The organism is Apolloniradiicaulis salifontis (assembly GCF_053756655.1).
Genome location: NZ_CM132387.1, coordinates 1,996,419 through 2,013,155 on the forward strand (window position 1 = coordinate 1,996,419; position 16,737 = coordinate 2,013,155).

A 16,737-nucleotide genomic window follows, 5' to 3' on the forward strand; every position below is an offset into this window, starting at 1 on the left:
CCTACTCGGCCGGGGCTGCGCCCGGTCGGGCGCCCGGGCCTTCGCTCGTGCCGGCGCCGGCGTCCGGCGTCGCGTCAGATTCCTTTTCCAGGCGCCGCGTCATCCAGTTGGGGGTCTTGGTGTATTTTCCGGCGGCCGCATAGGCGGCCGGCACCACGAACAGGGTGAACAGCGTCGCCACCATCACGCCGGTGAAGATCACCACCCCGATGGTGATGCGGCTCTCCGCGCCGGGGCCGCTGGCCAGCACCAGCGGCAACGCGCCGATGGCGGTGGAGACGCCGGTCATCAGGATCGGACGAAAACGCACGGCGCTGGCCTCCAGCGTCGCTTCGCGCACGCTCATGCCCTCTTCGCGCAGCTGGTTGGCGAACTCCACGATGAGAATGCCGTTCTTGGCCGCCAGGCCGATCAGGATGATCAATCCGATCTGCGAATAGATGTTGAGGCTGGATCCGGCCATGTAGAGCCCGAACAATCCGCCCGCCACCGCCAGCGGCACGGTGAGCATGATCATGGCCGGCTGCAGGAAGCTTTCAAACTGCGCCGCCAGCACCAGGAACACGATGAGCAGCGCCATGCCGAAGGCGAACAGCACCGCCTGGTTGGAGTCGAGAAACTCCTTGGCGCCGCCCAGATAGGTGGAGCTCAGCTGTGGCGGAAGCTCGCTCTGGGCCCAGCTGTCGAGCCAGGCCACCGCCTGCCCCAGCGTATAATCGTCGGTCAGTGTCGCGCTCACCGAAATGGCGCGCTGGCGGTTCACGCGGTTGCGCTCAGCCGCCTCGCCCATCTCGCGCATGGTCACCAGATTGGACAGCGCGATCAGCTGGCCGTTATTGGAGCGGACATAGAGGCTCTCAAGATCGGTCGGCGCCGAGCGGTCGGCCTGACGGTTCTCCAGCACGACGTTATAGGCTTCGCCGCGATCGATGAACTGGCCGACGCGGCGCGAGCCCAGATGGGTCTGCAAAGTGCGCCCGATATCGGCCACCGAGACGCCCAGCGAGGCGGCACGCTCGCGATCGATATCCACGATCAGGCGAGGCGTAGTGGGTTCGTAATCCGCGCGCGGCCTCTGCAGGCCGGGATTGTCCTCGCGGATCGTGGTGATCAGCTGCTGGGCGTAGGCGTAGAGCAGGTCGTAATCGGGACCCTGCAGGACGAACTGGATATCGTCTCCGCCGCCGCCGCCGCCGAAGGAGCTGCGCATGGAGGCGAAGGCGCGAACCCCGGTGAGCTGGCCCAGATCGCGATTGATGTCGGCCATGATCTCGCCGCCGGGACGGCGCTGGTCCCAGGGAACCATGGTGCCGATCACCAGGCCGGAGGAGTAGCTGGACCCGCCGCCGAAGCCGGGCGCCACGACGAGAACGCGCTGCAGCTCACCCTCGTCGAGATAGTCGAGCATGATGTCTTCGACGGCGTCAGCCTGCTGGGCCAGATACTCGAAGCTGGCGCCTTCCGGCGCAGCATAGCGGCCGAAAAAGCTGCCGCGATCTTCCGGCGGGGTGAGCTCGCCGGGCAGGTTGTTGAACATGAACCAGGCGCCGAAGACCGACACCATCACCAGCGGGACGACGCTGAGCGGCATCTTCAGGACGATATCCAGGCTCTCCTTGTACCGCTCGCGCAGCCACTGAACGCCCGTCTGCACCCAGCGCGCGGGGCCTTTGGCCTCCTGCGACGGCTTGAGCAGCTTGGAGGTCATCATCGGCGACAGGGTCAGCGCCACGAAGCTGGACAGGACCACAGCGCCGGTGATCGTAACGGCGAGCTCTGTGAAGATGCGCCCGATCAGGCCGGGCAGGAAGATCAGCGGCACGAACACGGCCACCAGCGTGGCGGTGGTGGCCACCACGGCGAAGAATACCTGGCGGGCGCCGCGAAGGCTCGCCAGCGCCGGCGGTTCACCCAGATCGACCCGGCGCTGGATGTTCTCCAGCACCACGATGGAATCGTCCACCACAAGCCCGATGGTCAGGACCAGCGCCAGAAGGGTGAGGATATTGATGGAGAAGCCGAAGGCCGCCAGCACCGCGAACGTGCCGATGAGACAGACCGGCACCACGGCGGCCGGCACCAGCGCGGCGCGAAAGCTGCCCAGAAACAGATAAATCGTCAGAACCACGAAAACGGCCGCCACAAGCAGCGTGCGCCACACCTCCCGAATGGATTCCTTGATGAAGACCGTGTCGTCGCTGGCCGCGACCAGCTCCATGCCTTCGGGGATTTGCGGCATGAGGCGCTCGGCCTCGGCGCGAATGCCGTCGGCCACCGCCACCGAGTTGGCCTTCGACTGGCGCACGAATCCGATGCCGATCATGTTCTGACCGTTGCCGCGGAAAACCGAGCGCTCCTCTTCGGCCGCCAGCTCCACTTCGGCGATTTCGCCGATGCGGATGACATGGCCGTCCGCGCCTTCACGCACCGCCAGCCGGGCGAAAGCTTCAGGATCGGTGTACAGGCGCTCCACGCGCACAAAGAGCTGGCTGTCGCGGGTTTCCACCGCGCCGCCCGGCGCCTCGACATTCTCGCTGCGCAGCGCATTTTCGATGTCGGTGACGGTGACGCCCCGCGCCGCCATGGCGGCCGGGTCCAGCCAGATCCGCATCGCGTAGCGCCGGGAGCCGCCGACGCGCACCGATGCGACGCCGTCGATCACCGAGAACCGGTCGACGATATTGCGCTCGGCGTAATCAGTGAGCTCCTCGCTCGTCATGCGGTCAGACAGAAGATTGTACCAGATGAAGGGCCGTGCATCGCTGTCCTGCTTGGAGACCTGGATGTCCTCCACGTCCTGGGGCAGGCGCGGACGCACGCGGCTGATGGCGTCGCGCACGTCATTGGCCGCCGCCTCGATCTCACGGCTCAGCGTGAAGGTGATGGTGACGTTGCTCTCGCCGTCTTCGGACTGGGAGGTGATCGTCTCCACACCGTCAATTCCGGACAGGGAATCCTCGATGACCTGCGTAACACGGTTCTCCACCACTTCGGCGTTGGCGCCGGGATAGGTCGCCTCCACCGAAACCACGGGCCGGTCCACGTCCGGCAATTCGCGCAACGGCAGATCGCGAAGGCCCAGAACGCCGAAAACGATGATCAGCGCACTCACCACGAAGGCGAGCACAGGGCGGCGGACGGCGACGTCAGACAGCGTCATGGCGGGGCTCTCCTAACCGGCCGCGGGAGCGGCTGCAGGGACGGCGGCGGTGTCGCCGGCGCTCCCGTCCACGGGCGAATTCAGCTCTCGGGCCACCTGAACCGGCGCTCCGTCGGAGAGCCTGTGAACCCCTTCGGCGATAATCCGGTCGCCGGGCTGAAGTCCGCCTGTCACCTCGACCATGCCAGCCGTGCGAAGACCCAGCTCCACGTCGCGGCGCACGACACGCGAGCCCTGCTCACCATCCTCGACCAGGAACACGTAGGAGCTGCGATCCAGGCGCACGATGGCGGCGCCGGGAATGGCGGGGCGTTCGCGTTCATCGCGGCGCAGCTCCACCGTCATCAGCATGCCAGGGCGAAGCCGCCCTTCGTCGTTGTCGATAAGCGCGCGCACGGTGACAGCGCGGGTGGCTTCATTCACCCGGCTGTCAACCATCGCCACGTCGCCCTCAAACACTTGGTCGGTCCAGGCGTCGGACCGGGCGCGAACGCTCTGGCCCGGCTCGATCACGGAGAGGAATCGTTCGGGCACCGTGAAGTCGAGCTTGATGGTGCTGGTGTCGTCCAGCCGGGCGATGATGTCGCCAGGGCCCACAAGCTCGCCCTGGGATACGTTTCTGAGGCCCACCACGCCGGTGAACGGCGCGCGGATGATCCGGTCGGCGACGCGCGCCTCGATCGCGGTGACGCGCGCACGGGCGCGCTCCACCGCGCCGATGGCCTCGTCCAGGCGCGAACGCGGCGCGACGCCGCGCTCGGTGAGATCGCGGATCCGGTCCACGTCGCGCGTTGTCTCTCGCAGGGTGGCGCGCGCTTCAGACAGGCCGGCGGCTTCTTCGGCGTCGGCGAGCTCCACCATAATGGCGCCGGCCTCCACACGCTGACCGGAATCAAACTCCAGGCGGGAAATCACGTCGGAAACCTTGGCCGTGATCGTCACGCTTTCATTGGCGCGCGCGGTTCCCAGCGCCTCCACCACATCGGCGAATTCCTGCGTCTCCACGGTATAGACCGCCACCGGGGTCGCGCCGCCGCCCCAGCCTTCGCTTTCCGCGCCCCCGGACGTGAGCGCGCGGAAAGTCACGGCAAGGGCCATGACGGCGAACGCCACGGCGACGAAAGCAATGAAGATATAGCGGCGCATCAAGGACTCGCAGATTGGTGAATGTGAGGCGGATATGCGCCGTTTTACCGAAAAATCAAAGGGCGAGAGACGCCCGGCCGGTCAAAACCGGCGCCAGAGAGACACCAGGGCGGCCTGCTCGCGCGCCATGTCGCGGCTGCGCACCGTCCCCAGCATGCCGACCTGAAGGCGCATTCTGCGGCTTACCGGCACGACAAGAGACGCCTGCAGCCGGTGGCCGGAATAGTCGCGAGGCGCTCCGGAGTCCTCTTGAATCGACCAGACTGAATAAGAGTGCACAAAAACGTGAACACCGCGCCCCAGCGCTCGTCCCGCCGTCAGATCGACGCGAATTTCGTCCTGATCGGCGCCACGCCGATTGCGCCAGCCGCCCGATGCAGCCACGAAGCCGCGCTCGCCCAGGCTACGCCCCGCTTGCAGGCGCAGATCGGTGTCTCCGCCGCCTTCGCCGAAGCGGGCGTTGATCTGGTTCTCTCCCGATCCCGGTACGCCGAAGACGCCCTGGGCCGAGACCACCCAGGGTCCTTGCCTGCGCAATCGAACCCTGGCGCCCAGCTCAATCCCGCCGACGCCGAACTCGCGCTCGGGCGGGATCAGGATTTCCGTCTTCTTCTTGTCGATCATTACGATACGGCGTTGCACCGGCACGTCCTCACGCAGCGACTGCACCGCGCTTCGCGCGATCAGAGTGACGGAGGGGGTCAGGCCATACTCGCCGTATAGCGCCACTTCCTCCTTGATGAGGTCGGGGCGCCCGGCCTGGCTGTCCAGGCGGTGAACACTCACCGTCGTGATGCTTACCCGGTCGCCTGCGGAGCGTGTCCACTGGGCGTGGGCGTTCGGCGCAAAGGCCAAGACCGCGAACGCGACACTCAACCCAGCAAGCAATATCGCACCGCGCGTGCGCGCCAATTCCGCCTCCCCCCGCCCGTCATGCGGATATTACGCACGCCAGACAGGGGAAATGTCCAGAAAAACTCGCGCCCAAGGCGTCCTTTGAATGGCGTTCACTTATCGAAGCCGGGGCTTTCGCGCCGGACCCGGTCCTGCAGGGCCGCCCAGGCGATCCCCAGAAAGAGCTCGTTGGTGACGCCTTCAGAGCCCTGCTTGAACACGCGGGTCTGCATCTCAGGCCCCCACTCGATCAACTCGGCGCCGGCGCCCTGCGCCTTGGTCTGGATCGCGCAGGCGCGCTCCAGAAGGTACATGCGCAGATAGCAGTTGAACGGATGGTCGCCGACGCTGAGCGTGCCGTGATTGCGCAGGATCATCAGGTTCTTCTCACCCAGATCCCCCACCAGGCGCGATTTCTCGCTTTCGTCCAGCGCCAGGCCCTCATAGTCGTGATAGGTCACGTCATCGAGGATGTTCATGGCCAGCTGGCTGATCGGCAACAGGCCGCGCTTCTGGGCCGCCACCGCCACGCCGTTATCGGTGTGAAGGTGCATCGCGACCTTCACGTCGGGCCGGGCGTGGTGGATCGCCGAGTGGATGGTGAAGCCGGCCGGATTGATGCCGTAGCGGCTGGGCGGCAGGACATTGCCTTCAAGATCCACCTTCACGAGGTTGGACGCGGTGACATCCTCGTAAAGAAGGCCGAACGGGTTGATCAGGAAGTGCTCGTCCGGTCCCGGAACGCGCATGGAGATGTGGGTGAAAAACAGATCATCCCAGCCATGCATGCGCACCAGGCGGTAAAGCGCGGCGAGATCGCAGCGCGCCGTCCATTCGTCCGGGCTGACCTGATCTTTCACCGAGATGTTTGCGGCGTCGTCCATGGCGTCCTCCCAGACAGCGATGCGGTGGCCTTGTTTTACGGCGATGATCGCGCTTCGCGCCGGCGCCGTCAAACCCGCCGCACGCCCGTCGATCGAGGCGATTTGGGCGCGCTAAGACATTGCTAACCGTGCCCGCGCCAACCTGAGCGCCCTTGTTGAACGTATTTGGCGAGGATGGAGGGGACGGTCAGTGACGGCGCAAGACCCACCGACGCCCGCGCCCGGCGAGGCCAAAGCGAGCATGCTGGCGCGCCTCTGCGCGCTGCGGCCGCTTCCCGAGCCCGTGCTCAGGGAGGTGGACGCGATGCTGGTGCGCCTGCTCGGCGAGGCGATTGCGGCGGTGCGCGCGGATGTGGCGCTGCGCCTGAGCGTCTGTGACTGGGCGCCGCTGGAGGCGGTGCGCATGCTCGCCTTTGATGAAATCGAAATCGCCCGGCCCATCCTCGAGCGCTCGCGCCGGCTGGCGGACGAAGATCTGGAGACGCTGGCGGCCGTCGACGCCCAGCACCGCTGTGCGCTGGCAGGCCGCGCGCAGGTGAGCGAGCGGCTCTCGACCCTGATCGCCGCCCGGCGCGAGCCTGACTGTCTGATGGTGCTGGCGGGAAATCCCGGCGCCCGGCTCAGCGACGCCTCGGCCGCCGACTTCGCCAGCGTGGCGCGCGGCGCGCCGGACCTGCAGCGCAGCCTGGCCGCCCGCGACGATCTGCGCCCGGGCCTCGCTCGCGCGCTCATGGCGGTCGCCGCCGACGCCGTCAGGGCGGATCTGGCCAGGCGCTGGCCGGATCTTGAGCTGGAGCGCCTGTCCGGCGCCGGGCAGGACGACACGGCCCCGCCAACAGATCAGGATGAGGACGCGAAGGCTGAGGCGCTGGTGGACCGGCTTGCGCGCCAGGGCCATCTCAGCGCCGCAGATCTGGTGCGCGCCGCCGCCGGCGGGCGCGACGCGTTCACCGATCATATCGCCGCGCGCCTGACCGGGCTGGAAACCGCCGACTGGCGCCGGGCTCTGGCCCGCTCGCCGTTGCGCGCCTGCCTTCTGTGCGCCCGCGCCGCAGCCCTGCCGGGCGCCGAGGCCGCCGGCTTCCATCAGGCGCTGGCTGAATATGGCCGGGTCCATGTGTTGCCACCGGACCGGCTGGCCGCCGCCTGCGACGAGATTTACACCGCCTACGCCCGCGATGACGCACGGCGCGCCTTGCACCGGCTTGGCGCCGGGGCTTCAATCCACTAGCCCTGTTCAGCCTGGTTTCTTCGGTTTTCCGGTTTGTAGCGGGTTTCCCGGTCCGCCCGGTCTCGCCAGTATCAAGGACCGCTTTATGCGCCTCGCCTATCACTGCGCTGATCGCGACGACGCGCGCGCCGCCATGGAACGGCTGAAAGCCCGTTACGGCGCGGTTGAGATGGCCGAGGCCGACGTGGTGGTCGCGCTGGGCGGCGACGGGCTGATGCTGGATGCGCTCCATGCCGTGATGGGCAAGAATATTCCCGTCTACGGAATGAATTTCGGCTCGGTGGGCTTCCTGATGAACGAGCCCGACGACGGCGACCTGCCCGAGCGCCTGCACAAGGCCGAGCGCGCGCGCATCCACCCCTTGCGCGCGGTCGGGCGGCGCGCCGACGGCCAGACCTTTGAAAGCCTGGCCATCAACGAGGTCTCGCTGCTGCGCGAAACCCGCCAGACCGCCAAGATCCGCATCTCGGTGGACGGCCGGACCCGGCTTGAGGAGCTTGTCGCAGACGGGGTGCTGGTGGCCACGCCCGCCGGCTCGACCGCCTATAATTTCTCCGCCCACGGCCCGATCCTGCCGCTGGACGCCCAGCTTCTGGCGCTGACGCCGATCAGCGCCTTCCGGCCGCGGCGCTGGCGCGGCGCGCTGCTGCGCCATTCCAGCACGGTGCGCTTTGATGTTCTGGAGCCGAAAAAGCGCCCGGTCTCGGTGGTCGCCGACAACAAGGAATTTCGCGACGCGGAGACCGTGACCGTGTGCGAGGCGCGCGACCGCATGCTCACCATGCTCTTTGACGAGGGTCGTGCGCTTGAGGAACGCATCCTCGTGGAGCAGTTCGCGCCGGATTGAGGGCGCCCGCCTGAGCGTGCACGAGAGGCCCGCCGCACCTGGCTTAGCGCGCCATTAAGCAAATAGCTCTAGCGTCGGCTCATCTGATTTAAGCGGATGAGTCCATGCTGGCCGAACACGCTGACCCGACCGAGGCCCTGTCAAAACTGCGCATCGCCGTCGCTGACGACAATGCCGCAATGCGCGGGATCGTGCGCGCGGTTCTGGCGTCTCTGGGCTGCGACAAGGTGTACGAGGCCGCCGACGCGAACGCCGCCCTCTCGCTCTTGCAATCCCAGCAGATCGACATCCTGGTCCTGGACTGGAAGATGCAGCCCATGGACGGGCTTGAGCTGGTGAAGCTGATCCGTGATCCAGAGCGCAGCCCCAACCCCTTCCTGCCGGTGATCATGCTCACCGCCTATGGCGAACCCTCGAAAGTGCGCGAGGCGCGTGACGCCGGCGTGACCGAGTTCATGGTGAAACCCTTTAACGCCGAGGCGCTGTATCGCCGCCTCGCCGTCATTGTGAACCGCCCGCGACCTTTCGTTCGGACGAAAGCCTTCTTCGGGCCGGATCGCCGCCGCCTTGAGGCCGACTTCAACGGCCCCGAGCGGCGCGACGAAGCGCCGATTTCCTGACGCCCTGACCTGGAGCCGCACCTATGACCCAGCGCGAAAAGCCCATCGAGATCATCAATCCGCCCAACATGTTGAAGGTGAAGGTTGGCGGAAAACTGCCAAACGCCGATCAGGCCATGATCGCGCGGGCGGAGAACGCGCTGAACAATCTCAAGACCGAATTCGGCGAATGGCTCGCTGAAGAAGTCACCAAGCTTGACGAATATCTCAAGGCCGCCAAGAGCCAAGGCATGGGCGGAGACATGGGCGAGATGCTGTTCACCTGCGCCCACGATCTGCGCGGGCTGGGCACGACCTATGAATATCCCATCATCACGCGGATCGCGGCGTCGCTGTCCAAGCTGATCGAAACGCCGGCGCAACGCGAAACCGTACCCATGGGCCTGGTCGAAGCCCATGTGGGCGCGATCAAGGCGGCGATCCTCCAGAATATCCGCGACGCGAACGATCCCATCGGCGCCCAGCTCGCCGAAGAGCTGGAGACGCGGGTCATCGCCCTCGTCGGTGAACGCAAGTAAGCGACAGGGCCAGGATCGGCGTCAGGACGAGATGAAAAGGGCGACTCCACCAGAGCCGCCCTTTTTGCGTACCGGTCTGTGGCAAGCGCCGGTCAGGCCGCTCCGGCTTCCGGTTCGGCCAGGATGCGATCATCCATATCCAGACGCTCAAGCACATAGTTGAGCTCGCTTTCCGGCGCGCCCTGGAACTGGGTGAAGATCCGCTCGGCCAGGCGCCGGCGGAAGCGCACGATATCGCCGGCGCCGCCGGGACCGACCTCCAGCGAGTGCCAGGCCTGAAGCCCGGCGCGCACCGCCGGCAGGACCCGTTCGGGCAGGCCGGCGCGCTTGAACACAGCCTCCAACCCCAGCGGGCCGGCGTCGTGGATCAAAAGCCAGGCCTTTGTGTGGTCGATCTCCGCCAGCTCGGCGATGCAATATTCAAAGAACGTCATGTGGCCGCGGAACAAGGCGCGCAGGATGAGCGATGGCGTCAGCCGACCGTTCATCTGCAACTGCTGGGCGAAGCGGCGTGGATCTTCAGACAGGCCGGCCTGATCAACCAGATCCACCGTGGCGCGCTCACGCGCGCCTTCGGCGAGCTCCACCGCCAGCTGGGCGGGCAGAGCGTGGCGGTGCACCAGGCGCTGGATCGCGGTGTCGGAGATGTGGGCGATCAGCTTTTCGGTCACTTCAAGGGGCAGCGAGCGGCGGTCCACGAAGCCCTCAAGCACGCTCGGATTATCTTCAAAGCGCGTAAAACATCCAGCATAGGCGCGCGGGCTGAAAGCGGCGCCGTCATTGGAGGCCGCGGTGCGCACGGCGTCCGGCGCGGCGTGCTCGACGAGGGCCTCCACCACCGTCTCGGAGACGGTTTGGCGCGAGGCCACGGCGATCTGGCGCGCAGCCGGGGCCGAGCTGGCGAGCCGGATCAGATCCTCGTCCTCCAGCACCGGGGAGCCGGCGATGATGGGAACGGCGATGGACTCCACGTCTTCGATCAGGCGCTTGGCCACATCGGACGGCAGATGGACGGAGCGTTGCAAGGTGACGGCCAGCGCGCGGCGCACCAGCTCGGCGGCGTCGCCGGCGAGGATGCGCACCACTTCGGCGCCCAGCGTGCGGTCTGCGTCGCTGAGATCATCCTCGGCGTAGCGCGCGCAGAATTTGCGGGCCGCCAGAGCGCGGGATTCCGGGTCGCCCTGGTTGACCAGGCGACCAATATCGGCGTGGTTCAAACGGGCGCGAAGAGTCTGCACGGACATGGCTCACCCTTATAAATTGCGGCGCTATGTTCAGACTGCGCGCCAAGTCTTAACGGCTCATTTCGCCATTGGCTTAAAGCGGTGTTCACCCTCGCCGGCGCGCCGGCGCAGGGGCGTCCAGAGATGCGAGCAATTCAACCAGCGCCGGGCTGAGCACGCCGGCCGCGCCAAAGGCGGCGTAACCACCAACGCCCGGCCGCGTCAGGCCGGGCCGGGAGGACGGCGCGGTCTGGCCCGGCAAGCTGTCGGAGCCCGCCAGCGCAACCCGGTCAGGCGCGCTGACCGCGCCGCCTTCACCGCTCAGGCGCGCCAGAAGCTCGGCGGCCTGAATGGGACGGCCTTCGGGGCGGAACACCGCACGGTTGGCCGCGGCGGCTTCGGGAAACAGCGTCTCTGCGTTGACGCCGGGTTCAGACTGCACCGCGTTGATCAGGCGCGCGGCGCCGCCGGCGCCCAGAAAGTGCGCGGCGTAAAGCTCGCCGGAGCTGGGCTCGCGGCCTATTGCGTCGCGCAGACGCCCGGCGTTCTCCTCTGCAAGCTCGCCGGCCATGACGCTGGCCGCCTCCGGCTCGAAGCGCAGATCAAGCACGCGGGCGCGCATCTGGGGATCGGCGATGGAGAACCGCCCGCTGGCGTCCTGGCTGATCGCCGCCGCCATCTCGCCATAGCCGTGCTTTTCCCCATGGCGCGACACCATCGCCATCCAGGTCTGGTCAATAAACTGGAACAGGCCCGACGCGCTGGAGGTGCGCGCCCTGGCGCCGGCGTCAAAGCTGCTCTCGCGCTGGGCGGTACGCATCAGATAATCAAAATCCGCGCCGGTGCGCCTTGCCGCATCAGCGATTACCCGGCGCGGCGAGAAACTGGTCTGGGCGGCGGCTTCGATCTCGGACACGGCACACGCCTCGCTGACGACGAATCACGGGGACCCTTACCTTCGCAGGCCGCGCCATAAGCTTTCGTTAACATCACCGCCGGCCCCTCAGCGCAGCGTTGTCAGGCTTTCGAGGTCAGGTCCGCACTGAGACCGGCGCGATCCGGGCCGAAAGGTTCGGCGGCGCCGCGGATCGCTCCGGTCTCTGCGTAGGCTGCCGCCGCTTCGGCGATCGCCGGCGCCAGAAGCACCCCGTTTCGATACCCGCCGGCGGCCACCAGAAGGCCCGGCCCGGCCTCGCCGATCACCGGCATCAGATCGGCCGAGCGCGGACGCAGGCCCGCCCAGCGCTCGATCACTGGAACGGCTGCGAGCCCGGGCGCGGCGCGGCGCGCCGCCGCGACCAGGCGCTCGATCGCCTCGTCATCGGTCTCAAGCCCCGCCTCGCCCGGCTCGGACGTGGCGCCGGCCACAAGGCGCTGGCCGGGCTTGGCGGCGAGATAAATGGAGAAGCCGCGCACGATCCGGTTGGGCGCCAGCGGACGCGACGCGGCGAACGCGACCATCTGACCTTTCACGGGCTCGCTCACGGCCGCCGCCGGCCCGCCCCTCACCGCAAATGCGCCCGCGGCCAGCACGATCAGATCGGCCGGCACGCGGCGGGTTTCGTCCATCACCACTTCGCGCGCGCCGCCCGCCCCGGTCTCGATGCGCGCCTCACCGGTTTCAAAGACGCCGCCGGCGCGGCGCACCGCATCCACCAGCGCCTCGCGCAGGGCGCGATTGTCCAGCTGTCCATCGCCGGGAAACTCCACACCGCCAAGACAGGGCGCAAGACCGGGCTCGCTTCGGGCGATCATCTCGGCGTCAAGGCGGTTCGCCTCATAGCCCAGCGCCCGGGCGCGCTCCATCACAGCGCTGGCGCGCTCGCTCTCCTCGGCGGTGAAGGCGGGCAGAAGCGAGCCGCGCTGCTCATAGCCCAGCGCCAGGCCGGTCTCGGCCTGCAGGCGCTTGACCCAGTCCGGCCACAAGCCGGCGGCGCGCCGGGCCAGATCGGCGAACGCTCCGGCGAGCGGATGGCCTGGATCAAGTTCGGCGCCGGCTTCAAATCCGCCCGCCAGCATGCCCCCGGACGCCCACAGCGCGCTTCGGGCCGGGTCGCCGCGATCGCACACGGTGACAGCGTGTCCGGCGCGCGCCAGTTGCCAGGCGATCGCAAGCCCGGCGGCGCCCGCGCCGACCACGGCGATGCGCATGCCATCATTTCGCACTATATTATAAGCCATGCGTTCGAGCGAACCTTCGGGTCTGACGAGCGTTGACCCACAGATAGAGCCATTGAGAGGCCAATCCCATGGTCAAGACTGCACGCCTTACCGCCCTGACGACTGCAGCCGCAGCGGCGGCCGCGGCCCTTTTCGCCGGCGCCGGCGCGTTTGCGCAGGAGTCCGGAAACGAGACTGGAAACGAAGCCCGGAGCGAATGTGTCGATCTGCGCGGCGTGAACGGCTATCAGGTGATCGATGATCAGCACCTGGTGCTCACCGGCGGCGCCAGCCGCTATTACCTTGTGACCACCACCTCGCGCTGCTCCGGCCTGCGCTTCGGCGCCCAGATCGGCACCAGCTTCGGCGATAACGCCCGCCTGTGCCCCCCCATCGTGGAATATGTCATTCCCGATGACGGCTGGCGCTGCGCGATTGATACGGTGGAGGAGGTGGAAAGCCTGGAAGAGGCCGAGCAACGGGCCGCAGCTGAAAACGAAGGCTAGACCGGGATCGCTTCAGATCGAAGCGGTGAACCGAAATCCGCCGCACCTGATCACGCTCTAGGCGCGCACCGCCAGGTTCAGCGCCGGGATCGGCGGGGCGTCCACCGCCTCGCCGCGCTCCAGCACTGAACGGCAATCGGCCAGGAAGCGCTCGCCGCCCGCCTCGCCGGCTCCGGTCCACGGCCGGATAAGAACGCGCGTGTAAAACTCGGTCAGGCTGGCGCGCCACACTTCGCTAGCGTCCTCACCGCTGCGCGTGCAGGCGTCCAGCGCCGTTTCATACACCTCTGACAACCAGAACAGGGTGGCGCGGATTTCATCCAGGCGCGCCCCCGGCGCGGCGCCCGCGCCGGTGCGCCGTTCGCCCTCGCGAAGGGCCGAGAGATGGCATCGGCTTAACGACACGCTGCCCGTGTCGGCGCTGATCTGCCCGGCTTCGGGGGCCAGTTCGGCGAGCTGGGCGGCGAGCTGCCGACCCAGACGCAGATCCTGGCGAATGCGGGCGAGTTTGGCCGGTTGGGACTGCAGCCGGCGCTGATCGAGAAAGGCCCGGCCCGAAGATTCAAGCCGGCGCCACAGGGCGCTGCGATGACGCTCCTCCACGCCGTGGCGCTCACAGATCCGGTCGATATCCGCGGAGCCGTAAATCGGGTCCTCGTCGAGGATCACGAAATTCGCCCGGCCGTCTTCACACAAGCGCGACATCGCCATCGTCCTTTCACCGCGCAGTGTGCGCGCGAGCTACAAGATGAACGAGAATGACCGAGTCGTTAACCTTTGCGAACCGGCGCGACCCTCTCACCGGCGCGATCCTTGTGGATAAGCCCGCTCTTGCTCGCCCCGTCTGTGGAAAACGGGGGCGCCTGTCACAAAAGGCCCAGCGCCTTGAAGCTCGCCGTGCGCTCGCGGCCCACGATGATATGGTCGTGAACCACGATATCGAAGGGTTTCGCGGCGTCCTTGATGCGCCGGGTCATCTCGATATCAGCCTGGCTGGGCGTGGGATCGCCGCTGGGATGATTGTGCACCAAAATGAGCGCGCTTGAATCCAGCGCGATCGCCTTCTTGACGATTTCACGCGGATAGACAGGGGCGTGGTCCACCGTGCCGCGCGCCTGAAACTCGTCAGAAACCAGCCGGTTCTTCTTGTCCAGAAAGAGCACGCGAAACTCCTCGGTGGTGGCGTGCTGCAGTGAGGCGCGTAAATAATCCAGCAGCGCCGACCAGGACGAGATCACCGTGCGCCCCGTCACCTGCTCGCGCGCCATGCGCACGGCGGCCGCGTGCATGAGTTTCAGGTCCAGCGCTGTCTTCTCCGACACCCCCTTCACGCTGGTGAGTTGATCCAGATCCGCCGCGCAGACCCGGCCAAAATCGCCGAACCGCTTGATCAGATCCTTGGCCAGCGGCTTCACGTCGCGCCGGGGAATGGAGCGGAATAGAGTCAGCTCCAAAAGCTCGTAATCGGCCAGCGCGTCACCCCCCGCCTCGGCGAATCGCGCGCGCAGCCGGTCCCGGTGTCCATGATAATGCGGCGTGTCGGTCTTACTGTCCGCCATGGCCTCTCATCGCCTGAAGGCATGCTAGCGCTACAAGGCATAAGCCGCCTTTTCTCTCCTGTCAGCCGAAAACCGGGATGATTTTCCCTTAAAGAGACGGTGGGCCGGATGCGCGTCTGTGCACGCTTGGTGTGCACGAGCGCTTCATTTGTGGGCGCCGCCGCCGTGCTGCACCGCAAAATTTCTGCGCACGCCTGACTCCGCGGCGCGCCTGCCTAAGCTCCCGTCCAGTTCCGCCCGAGGAGAGCGCATCATGGACGAAACACAATTCGCCGGCGGCGATATCGCCTGGATCCTCACCGCGTGCGCCCTGGTGCTCATGATGACCCTGCCGGGGCTCGCCCTGTTCTATGGCGGCATGGTCCGGCGCACCAACGTGCTCTCCACCCTTATGCAGGCGCTGGGCGCCGCGGCGGTCGTCACCCTGGCCTGGGCCATCGCGGGGTATTCGTTCGCGTTCGGCGGCGAGGGCGCGCTGTTCGGCGGGTTTGACCGCATTTTCCTCAACGGGCTCACCGTCAACAGCGCTTCGGGCGATCTTCCCGAGAGCGCCTTCATCCTGTTCCAGCTCACCTTTGCGATCATCACCGTGGCGATCATCGCCGGCGCCGGCGCCGAGCGCATGAGCTTCAAGGCCTGGATGGTGTTCACGCCGATCTGGCTCTTGATCGTCTACGCCCCCATCGCCCACTGGGTCTGGGGAGGCGGCTTCCTGTACGAGGCGGGCGTGCTGGATTTCGCCGGCGGCGCTGTGGTGCATATCAATTCCGGCGTCGCCGGACTGGTCCTGGCGCTGAAGCTGGGCCCGCGTCGCGGCTATCCCAAGGACGGCCAGCCGCCGCACAATCTGGTGCTCACCGTGATCGGCGCCGGCCTTCTATGGGTGGGCTGGTTCGGCTTTAACGGCGGCTCGGCGCTGGGCGCCAACGCCATGGCGGCCCACGCCGCCCTTGTCACCCAGATCGCGGCGGCGACCGCGGCCCTCGTCTGGGCGCTGATGGAATGGATCACCCGCGGCAAGCCCAGCGTGCTGGGCGCCGCTTCCGGGGCTGTGGCGGGTCTTGTGGGCATCACGCCCGCCGCCGGCTTCGTGGAGCCGTACGCCGCCTTCATCATCGGCGCGCTGGCCGCGCTGGCGGCCTATTACGGCGTCACCCTGGTGAAGACGCTGGGCAAGTATGACGACAGCCTGGACGCCTTCGGCCTGCACGGCATTGGCGGCTTCGCCGGCGCCATCCTCACCGGTGTTTTCGCAAGCACCGCGGTGGGCGGGACCGGCGGCGCGGTGGAAGGAAACTGGATGCTGGTCTGGACCCAGACCTGGGGCGCGCTCGCCGCAGCCGTGTGGTGCGCCATCGCTACCTTCATCATCCTCTGGCTGCTGGAGCGGGTGATGAGCCTCAGGGTCGATCCCGAAGACGAAGTCACCGGCCTGGACGTGGCGCTGCACGGGGAAAGCGCCTGACGGGCCGTTTCGACGGGCGCGCGAGGGGGCGCGCCCGCCACACCTTACCTCCCTGACTGGCCCTGCCGGCACACGCCGGCGGGGCCATTTTTTTGGGAGGCAGCACGGGACGTGCGGACCAAAGACCGCTGGTCACCAGAAGAGTGTCACGACGTTCGCCGAAGAATGGCTGACCCAGAGCCCGTAGAACGTTACGCCAAGCCCGAAGCGAGGCCGCATCCACACCAGTTGCAGTCCAAAGCAGGCGAACGCCAGTGCCGCGACACCCGCCGGGCCGTACTGCCCGGCCGCCCCGCCATGGGTGAGAAACGCCAGTATCGCCGCGATCAGCGGAACTGCGATCCAGGGCTCACTAACATCCGCTCCGCGAACGCGCCGGCTGACGGCTTTCACCAACGCATAAACGCCGATCAGGATTGCACTTTCGACGACCGGTCCAAGTAAAAGGCGATCGACGGCCTGGAATACCGGGTTGTCCAATAGCGGGCTCAAGGCTGAACCCCGAGTAGCACCGCAACAATCGC

16 protein-coding genes are annotated in these 16,737 nt (G+C 67.1%); 6 read left to right on the plus strand and 10 right to left on the minus strand.

Translation table 11 applies throughout. From position 1 onward, the window contains the following. Window position 1: 1 nt before the first annotated feature. From ACWCOP_RS09660 to ACWCOP_RS09675, 4 genes are all read right to left on the minus strand, one after another. Entirely contained in the window at window positions 2–3,160 is a 3,159-nt protein-coding gene (locus tag ACWCOP_RS09660) for an efflux RND transporter permease subunit (protein ID WP_478248076.1), read from the minus strand. Between the two features lie 12 nt (window positions 3,161–3,172). Continuing rightward, the gene (locus ACWCOP_RS09665; protein ID WP_478248077.1) at window positions 3,173–4,306 is read right to left on the minus strand and encodes an efflux RND transporter periplasmic adaptor subunit; all 1,134 of its coding nucleotides are present in this window, start codon (window positions 4,304–4,306) and stop codon (window positions 3,173–3,175) included. A gap of 81 nt (window positions 4,307–4,387) precedes the next feature. Next, window positions 4,388–5,182 (minus strand): hypothetical protein, encoded by a 795-nt coding sequence (locus tag ACWCOP_RS09670; protein WP_478248078.1) that lies wholly within the window; start codon window positions 5,180–5,182, stop codon window positions 4,388–4,390. A 131-nt stretch (window positions 5,183–5,313) separates the two neighbouring features. Then, window positions 5,314–6,084, minus strand: a complete 771-nt coding sequence (locus ACWCOP_RS09675) for a class II aldolase/adducin family protein (protein WP_478248079.1) — start codon at window positions 6,082–6,084, stop codon at window positions 5,314–5,316. A gap of 241 nt (window positions 6,085–6,325) precedes the next feature. Between ACWCOP_RS09675 and ACWCOP_RS09680 the strand changes: the two genes are divergently transcribed. The 4 genes from ACWCOP_RS09680 (at window position 6,326) to ACWCOP_RS09695 (ending at window position 9,300) form a co-directional block, all read left to right on the plus strand. Further along, window positions 6,326–7,315 carry a DUF2336 domain-containing protein gene (locus ACWCOP_RS09680; protein WP_478248080.1) on the plus strand — a complete coding sequence of 330 codons (990 nt, stop codon included), beginning with the start codon at window positions 6,326–6,328 and terminating at the stop codon, window positions 7,313–7,315. Between the two features lie 85 nt (window positions 7,316–7,400). Further along, complete coding sequence (locus tag ACWCOP_RS09685; protein ID WP_478248081.1) at window positions 7,401–8,162, plus strand: NAD kinase; 762 nt, start codon at window positions 7,401–7,403, stop codon at window positions 8,160–8,162. A 104-nt stretch (window positions 8,163–8,266) separates the two neighbouring features. After that, window positions 8,267–8,782, plus strand: coding sequence for a response regulator (locus ACWCOP_RS09690; protein WP_478248082.1), 516 nt, complete (start codon window positions 8,267–8,269; stop codon window positions 8,780–8,782). 23 nt (window positions 8,783–8,805) lie between these two features. Beyond that, a complete protein-coding gene (locus tag ACWCOP_RS09695; protein WP_478248083.1) occupies window positions 8,806–9,300 on the plus strand; it encodes an Hpt domain-containing protein in 495 nt (164 codons plus the stop codon). 92 nt (window positions 9,301–9,392) lie between these two features. On the opposite strand, the gene spbR is transcribed toward ACWCOP_RS09695, so the two are convergent. The 3 genes from spbR to ACWCOP_RS09710 all read right to left on the minus strand — a co-directional run bounded on the left by spbR (window position 9,393) and on the right by ACWCOP_RS09710 (window position 12,704). Then, on the minus strand, window positions 9,393–10,544 hold the full coding sequence (gene spbR / locus ACWCOP_RS09700) for a SpbR family protein (RefSeq protein ID WP_478248084.1): 1,152 nt from the start codon (window positions 10,542–10,544) through the stop codon (window positions 9,393–9,395). Between the two features lie 85 nt (window positions 10,545–10,629). Beyond that, window positions 10,630–11,439, minus strand: a complete 810-nt coding sequence (locus tag ACWCOP_RS09705; RefSeq protein WP_478248085.1) for a lytic transglycosylase domain-containing protein — start codon at window positions 11,437–11,439, stop codon at window positions 10,630–10,632. A gap of 101 nt (window positions 11,440–11,540) precedes the next feature. After that, the gene (locus tag ACWCOP_RS09710; RefSeq protein WP_478248086.1) at window positions 11,541–12,704 is read right to left on the minus strand and encodes an FAD-dependent oxidoreductase; all 1,164 of its coding nucleotides are present in this window, start codon (window positions 12,702–12,704) and stop codon (window positions 11,541–11,543) included. Between the two features lie 68 nt (window positions 12,705–12,772). On the opposite strand from ACWCOP_RS09710, the gene ACWCOP_RS09715 reads away from it, so the two are divergent. Beyond that, complete coding sequence (locus ACWCOP_RS09715) at window positions 12,773–13,189, plus strand: DUF6491 family protein (protein WP_478248087.1); 417 nt, start codon at window positions 12,773–12,775, stop codon at window positions 13,187–13,189. 57 nt (window positions 13,190–13,246) lie between these two features. Here ACWCOP_RS09715 and ACWCOP_RS09720 read toward each other — a convergent pair whose 3' ends face one another. Together ACWCOP_RS09720 and radC are read right to left on the minus strand one after the other, a co-directional pair. After that, entirely contained in the window at window positions 13,247–13,894 is a 648-nt protein-coding gene (locus ACWCOP_RS09720; RefSeq protein WP_478248088.1) for a hypothetical protein, read from the minus strand. Between the two features lie 161 nt (window positions 13,895–14,055). Continuing rightward, the gene (gene radC, locus ACWCOP_RS09725) at window positions 14,056–14,748 is read right to left on the minus strand and encodes a RadC family protein (RefSeq protein ID WP_478248089.1); all 693 of its coding nucleotides are present in this window, start codon (window positions 14,746–14,748) and stop codon (window positions 14,056–14,058) included. A 253-nt stretch (window positions 14,749–15,001) separates the two neighbouring features. On the opposite strand from radC, the gene ACWCOP_RS09730 reads away from it, so the two are divergent. Then, a complete protein-coding gene (locus ACWCOP_RS09730) occupies window positions 15,002–16,213 on the plus strand; it encodes an ammonium transporter (RefSeq protein WP_478248090.1) in 1,212 nt (403 codons plus the stop codon). Window positions 16,214–16,345: 132 nt separating this feature from the next. On the opposite strand, the gene ACWCOP_RS09735 is transcribed toward ACWCOP_RS09730, so the two are convergent. Then, window positions 16,346–16,705 carry a hypothetical protein gene (locus ACWCOP_RS09735; RefSeq protein WP_478248091.1) on the minus strand — a complete coding sequence of 120 codons (360 nt, stop codon included), beginning with the start codon at window positions 16,703–16,705 and terminating at the stop codon, window positions 16,346–16,348. Window positions 16,706–16,737 lie beyond the last annotated feature (32 nt).

What these genes read in the sequence shown, in the direction of transcription:
- ACWCOP_RS09660 (WP_478248076.1), bottom strand. Translation starts at nt 3,160, where the DNA reads ATGACGCTGTCTGACGTCGCCGTCCGCCGCCCTGTGCTCGCCTTCGTG.
- ACWCOP_RS09665 (WP_478248077.1), bottom strand. Translation starts at nt 4,306, where the DNA reads ATGCGCCGCTATATCTTCATTGCTTTCGTCGCCGTGGCGTTCGCCGTC.
- ACWCOP_RS09675 (WP_478248079.1), bottom strand. Translation starts at nt 6,084, where the DNA reads ATGGACGACGCCGCAAACATCTCGGTGAAAGATCAGGTCAGCCCGGAC.
- ACWCOP_RS09680 (WP_478248080.1), top strand. Translation starts at nt 6,326, where the DNA reads ATGCTGGCGCGCCTCTGCGCGCTGCGGCCGCTTCCCGAGCCCGTGCTC.
- ACWCOP_RS09685 (WP_478248081.1), top strand. Translation starts at nt 7,401, where the DNA reads ATGCGCCTCGCCTATCACTGCGCTGATCGCGACGACGCGCGCGCCGCC.
- ACWCOP_RS09690 (WP_478248082.1), top strand. Translation starts at nt 8,267, where the DNA reads ATGCTGGCCGAACACGCTGACCCGACCGAGGCCCTGTCAAAACTGCGC.
- ACWCOP_RS09695 (WP_478248083.1), top strand. Translation starts at nt 8,806, where the DNA reads ATGACCCAGCGCGAAAAGCCCATCGAGATCATCAATCCGCCCAACATG.
- spbR (WP_478248084.1), bottom strand. Translation starts at nt 10,544, where the DNA reads ATGTCCGTGCAGACTCTTCGCGCCCGTTTGAACCACGCCGATATTGGT.
- ACWCOP_RS09710 (WP_478248086.1), bottom strand. Translation starts at nt 12,704, where the DNA reads ATGGCTTATAATATAGTGCGAAATGATGGCATGCGCATCGCCGTGGTC.
- ACWCOP_RS09715 (WP_478248087.1), top strand. Translation starts at nt 12,773, where the DNA reads ATGGTCAAGACTGCACGCCTTACCGCCCTGACGACTGCAGCCGCAGCG.
- ACWCOP_RS09720 (WP_478248088.1), bottom strand. Translation starts at nt 13,894, where the DNA reads ATGTCGCGCTTGTGTGAAGACGGCCGGGCGAATTTCGTGATCCTCGAC.
- radC (WP_478248089.1), bottom strand. Translation starts at nt 14,748, where the DNA reads ATGGCGGACAGTAAGACCGACACGCCGCATTATCATGGACACCGGGAC.
- ACWCOP_RS09730 (WP_478248090.1), top strand. Translation starts at nt 15,002, where the DNA reads ATGGACGAAACACAATTCGCCGGCGGCGATATCGCCTGGATCCTCACC.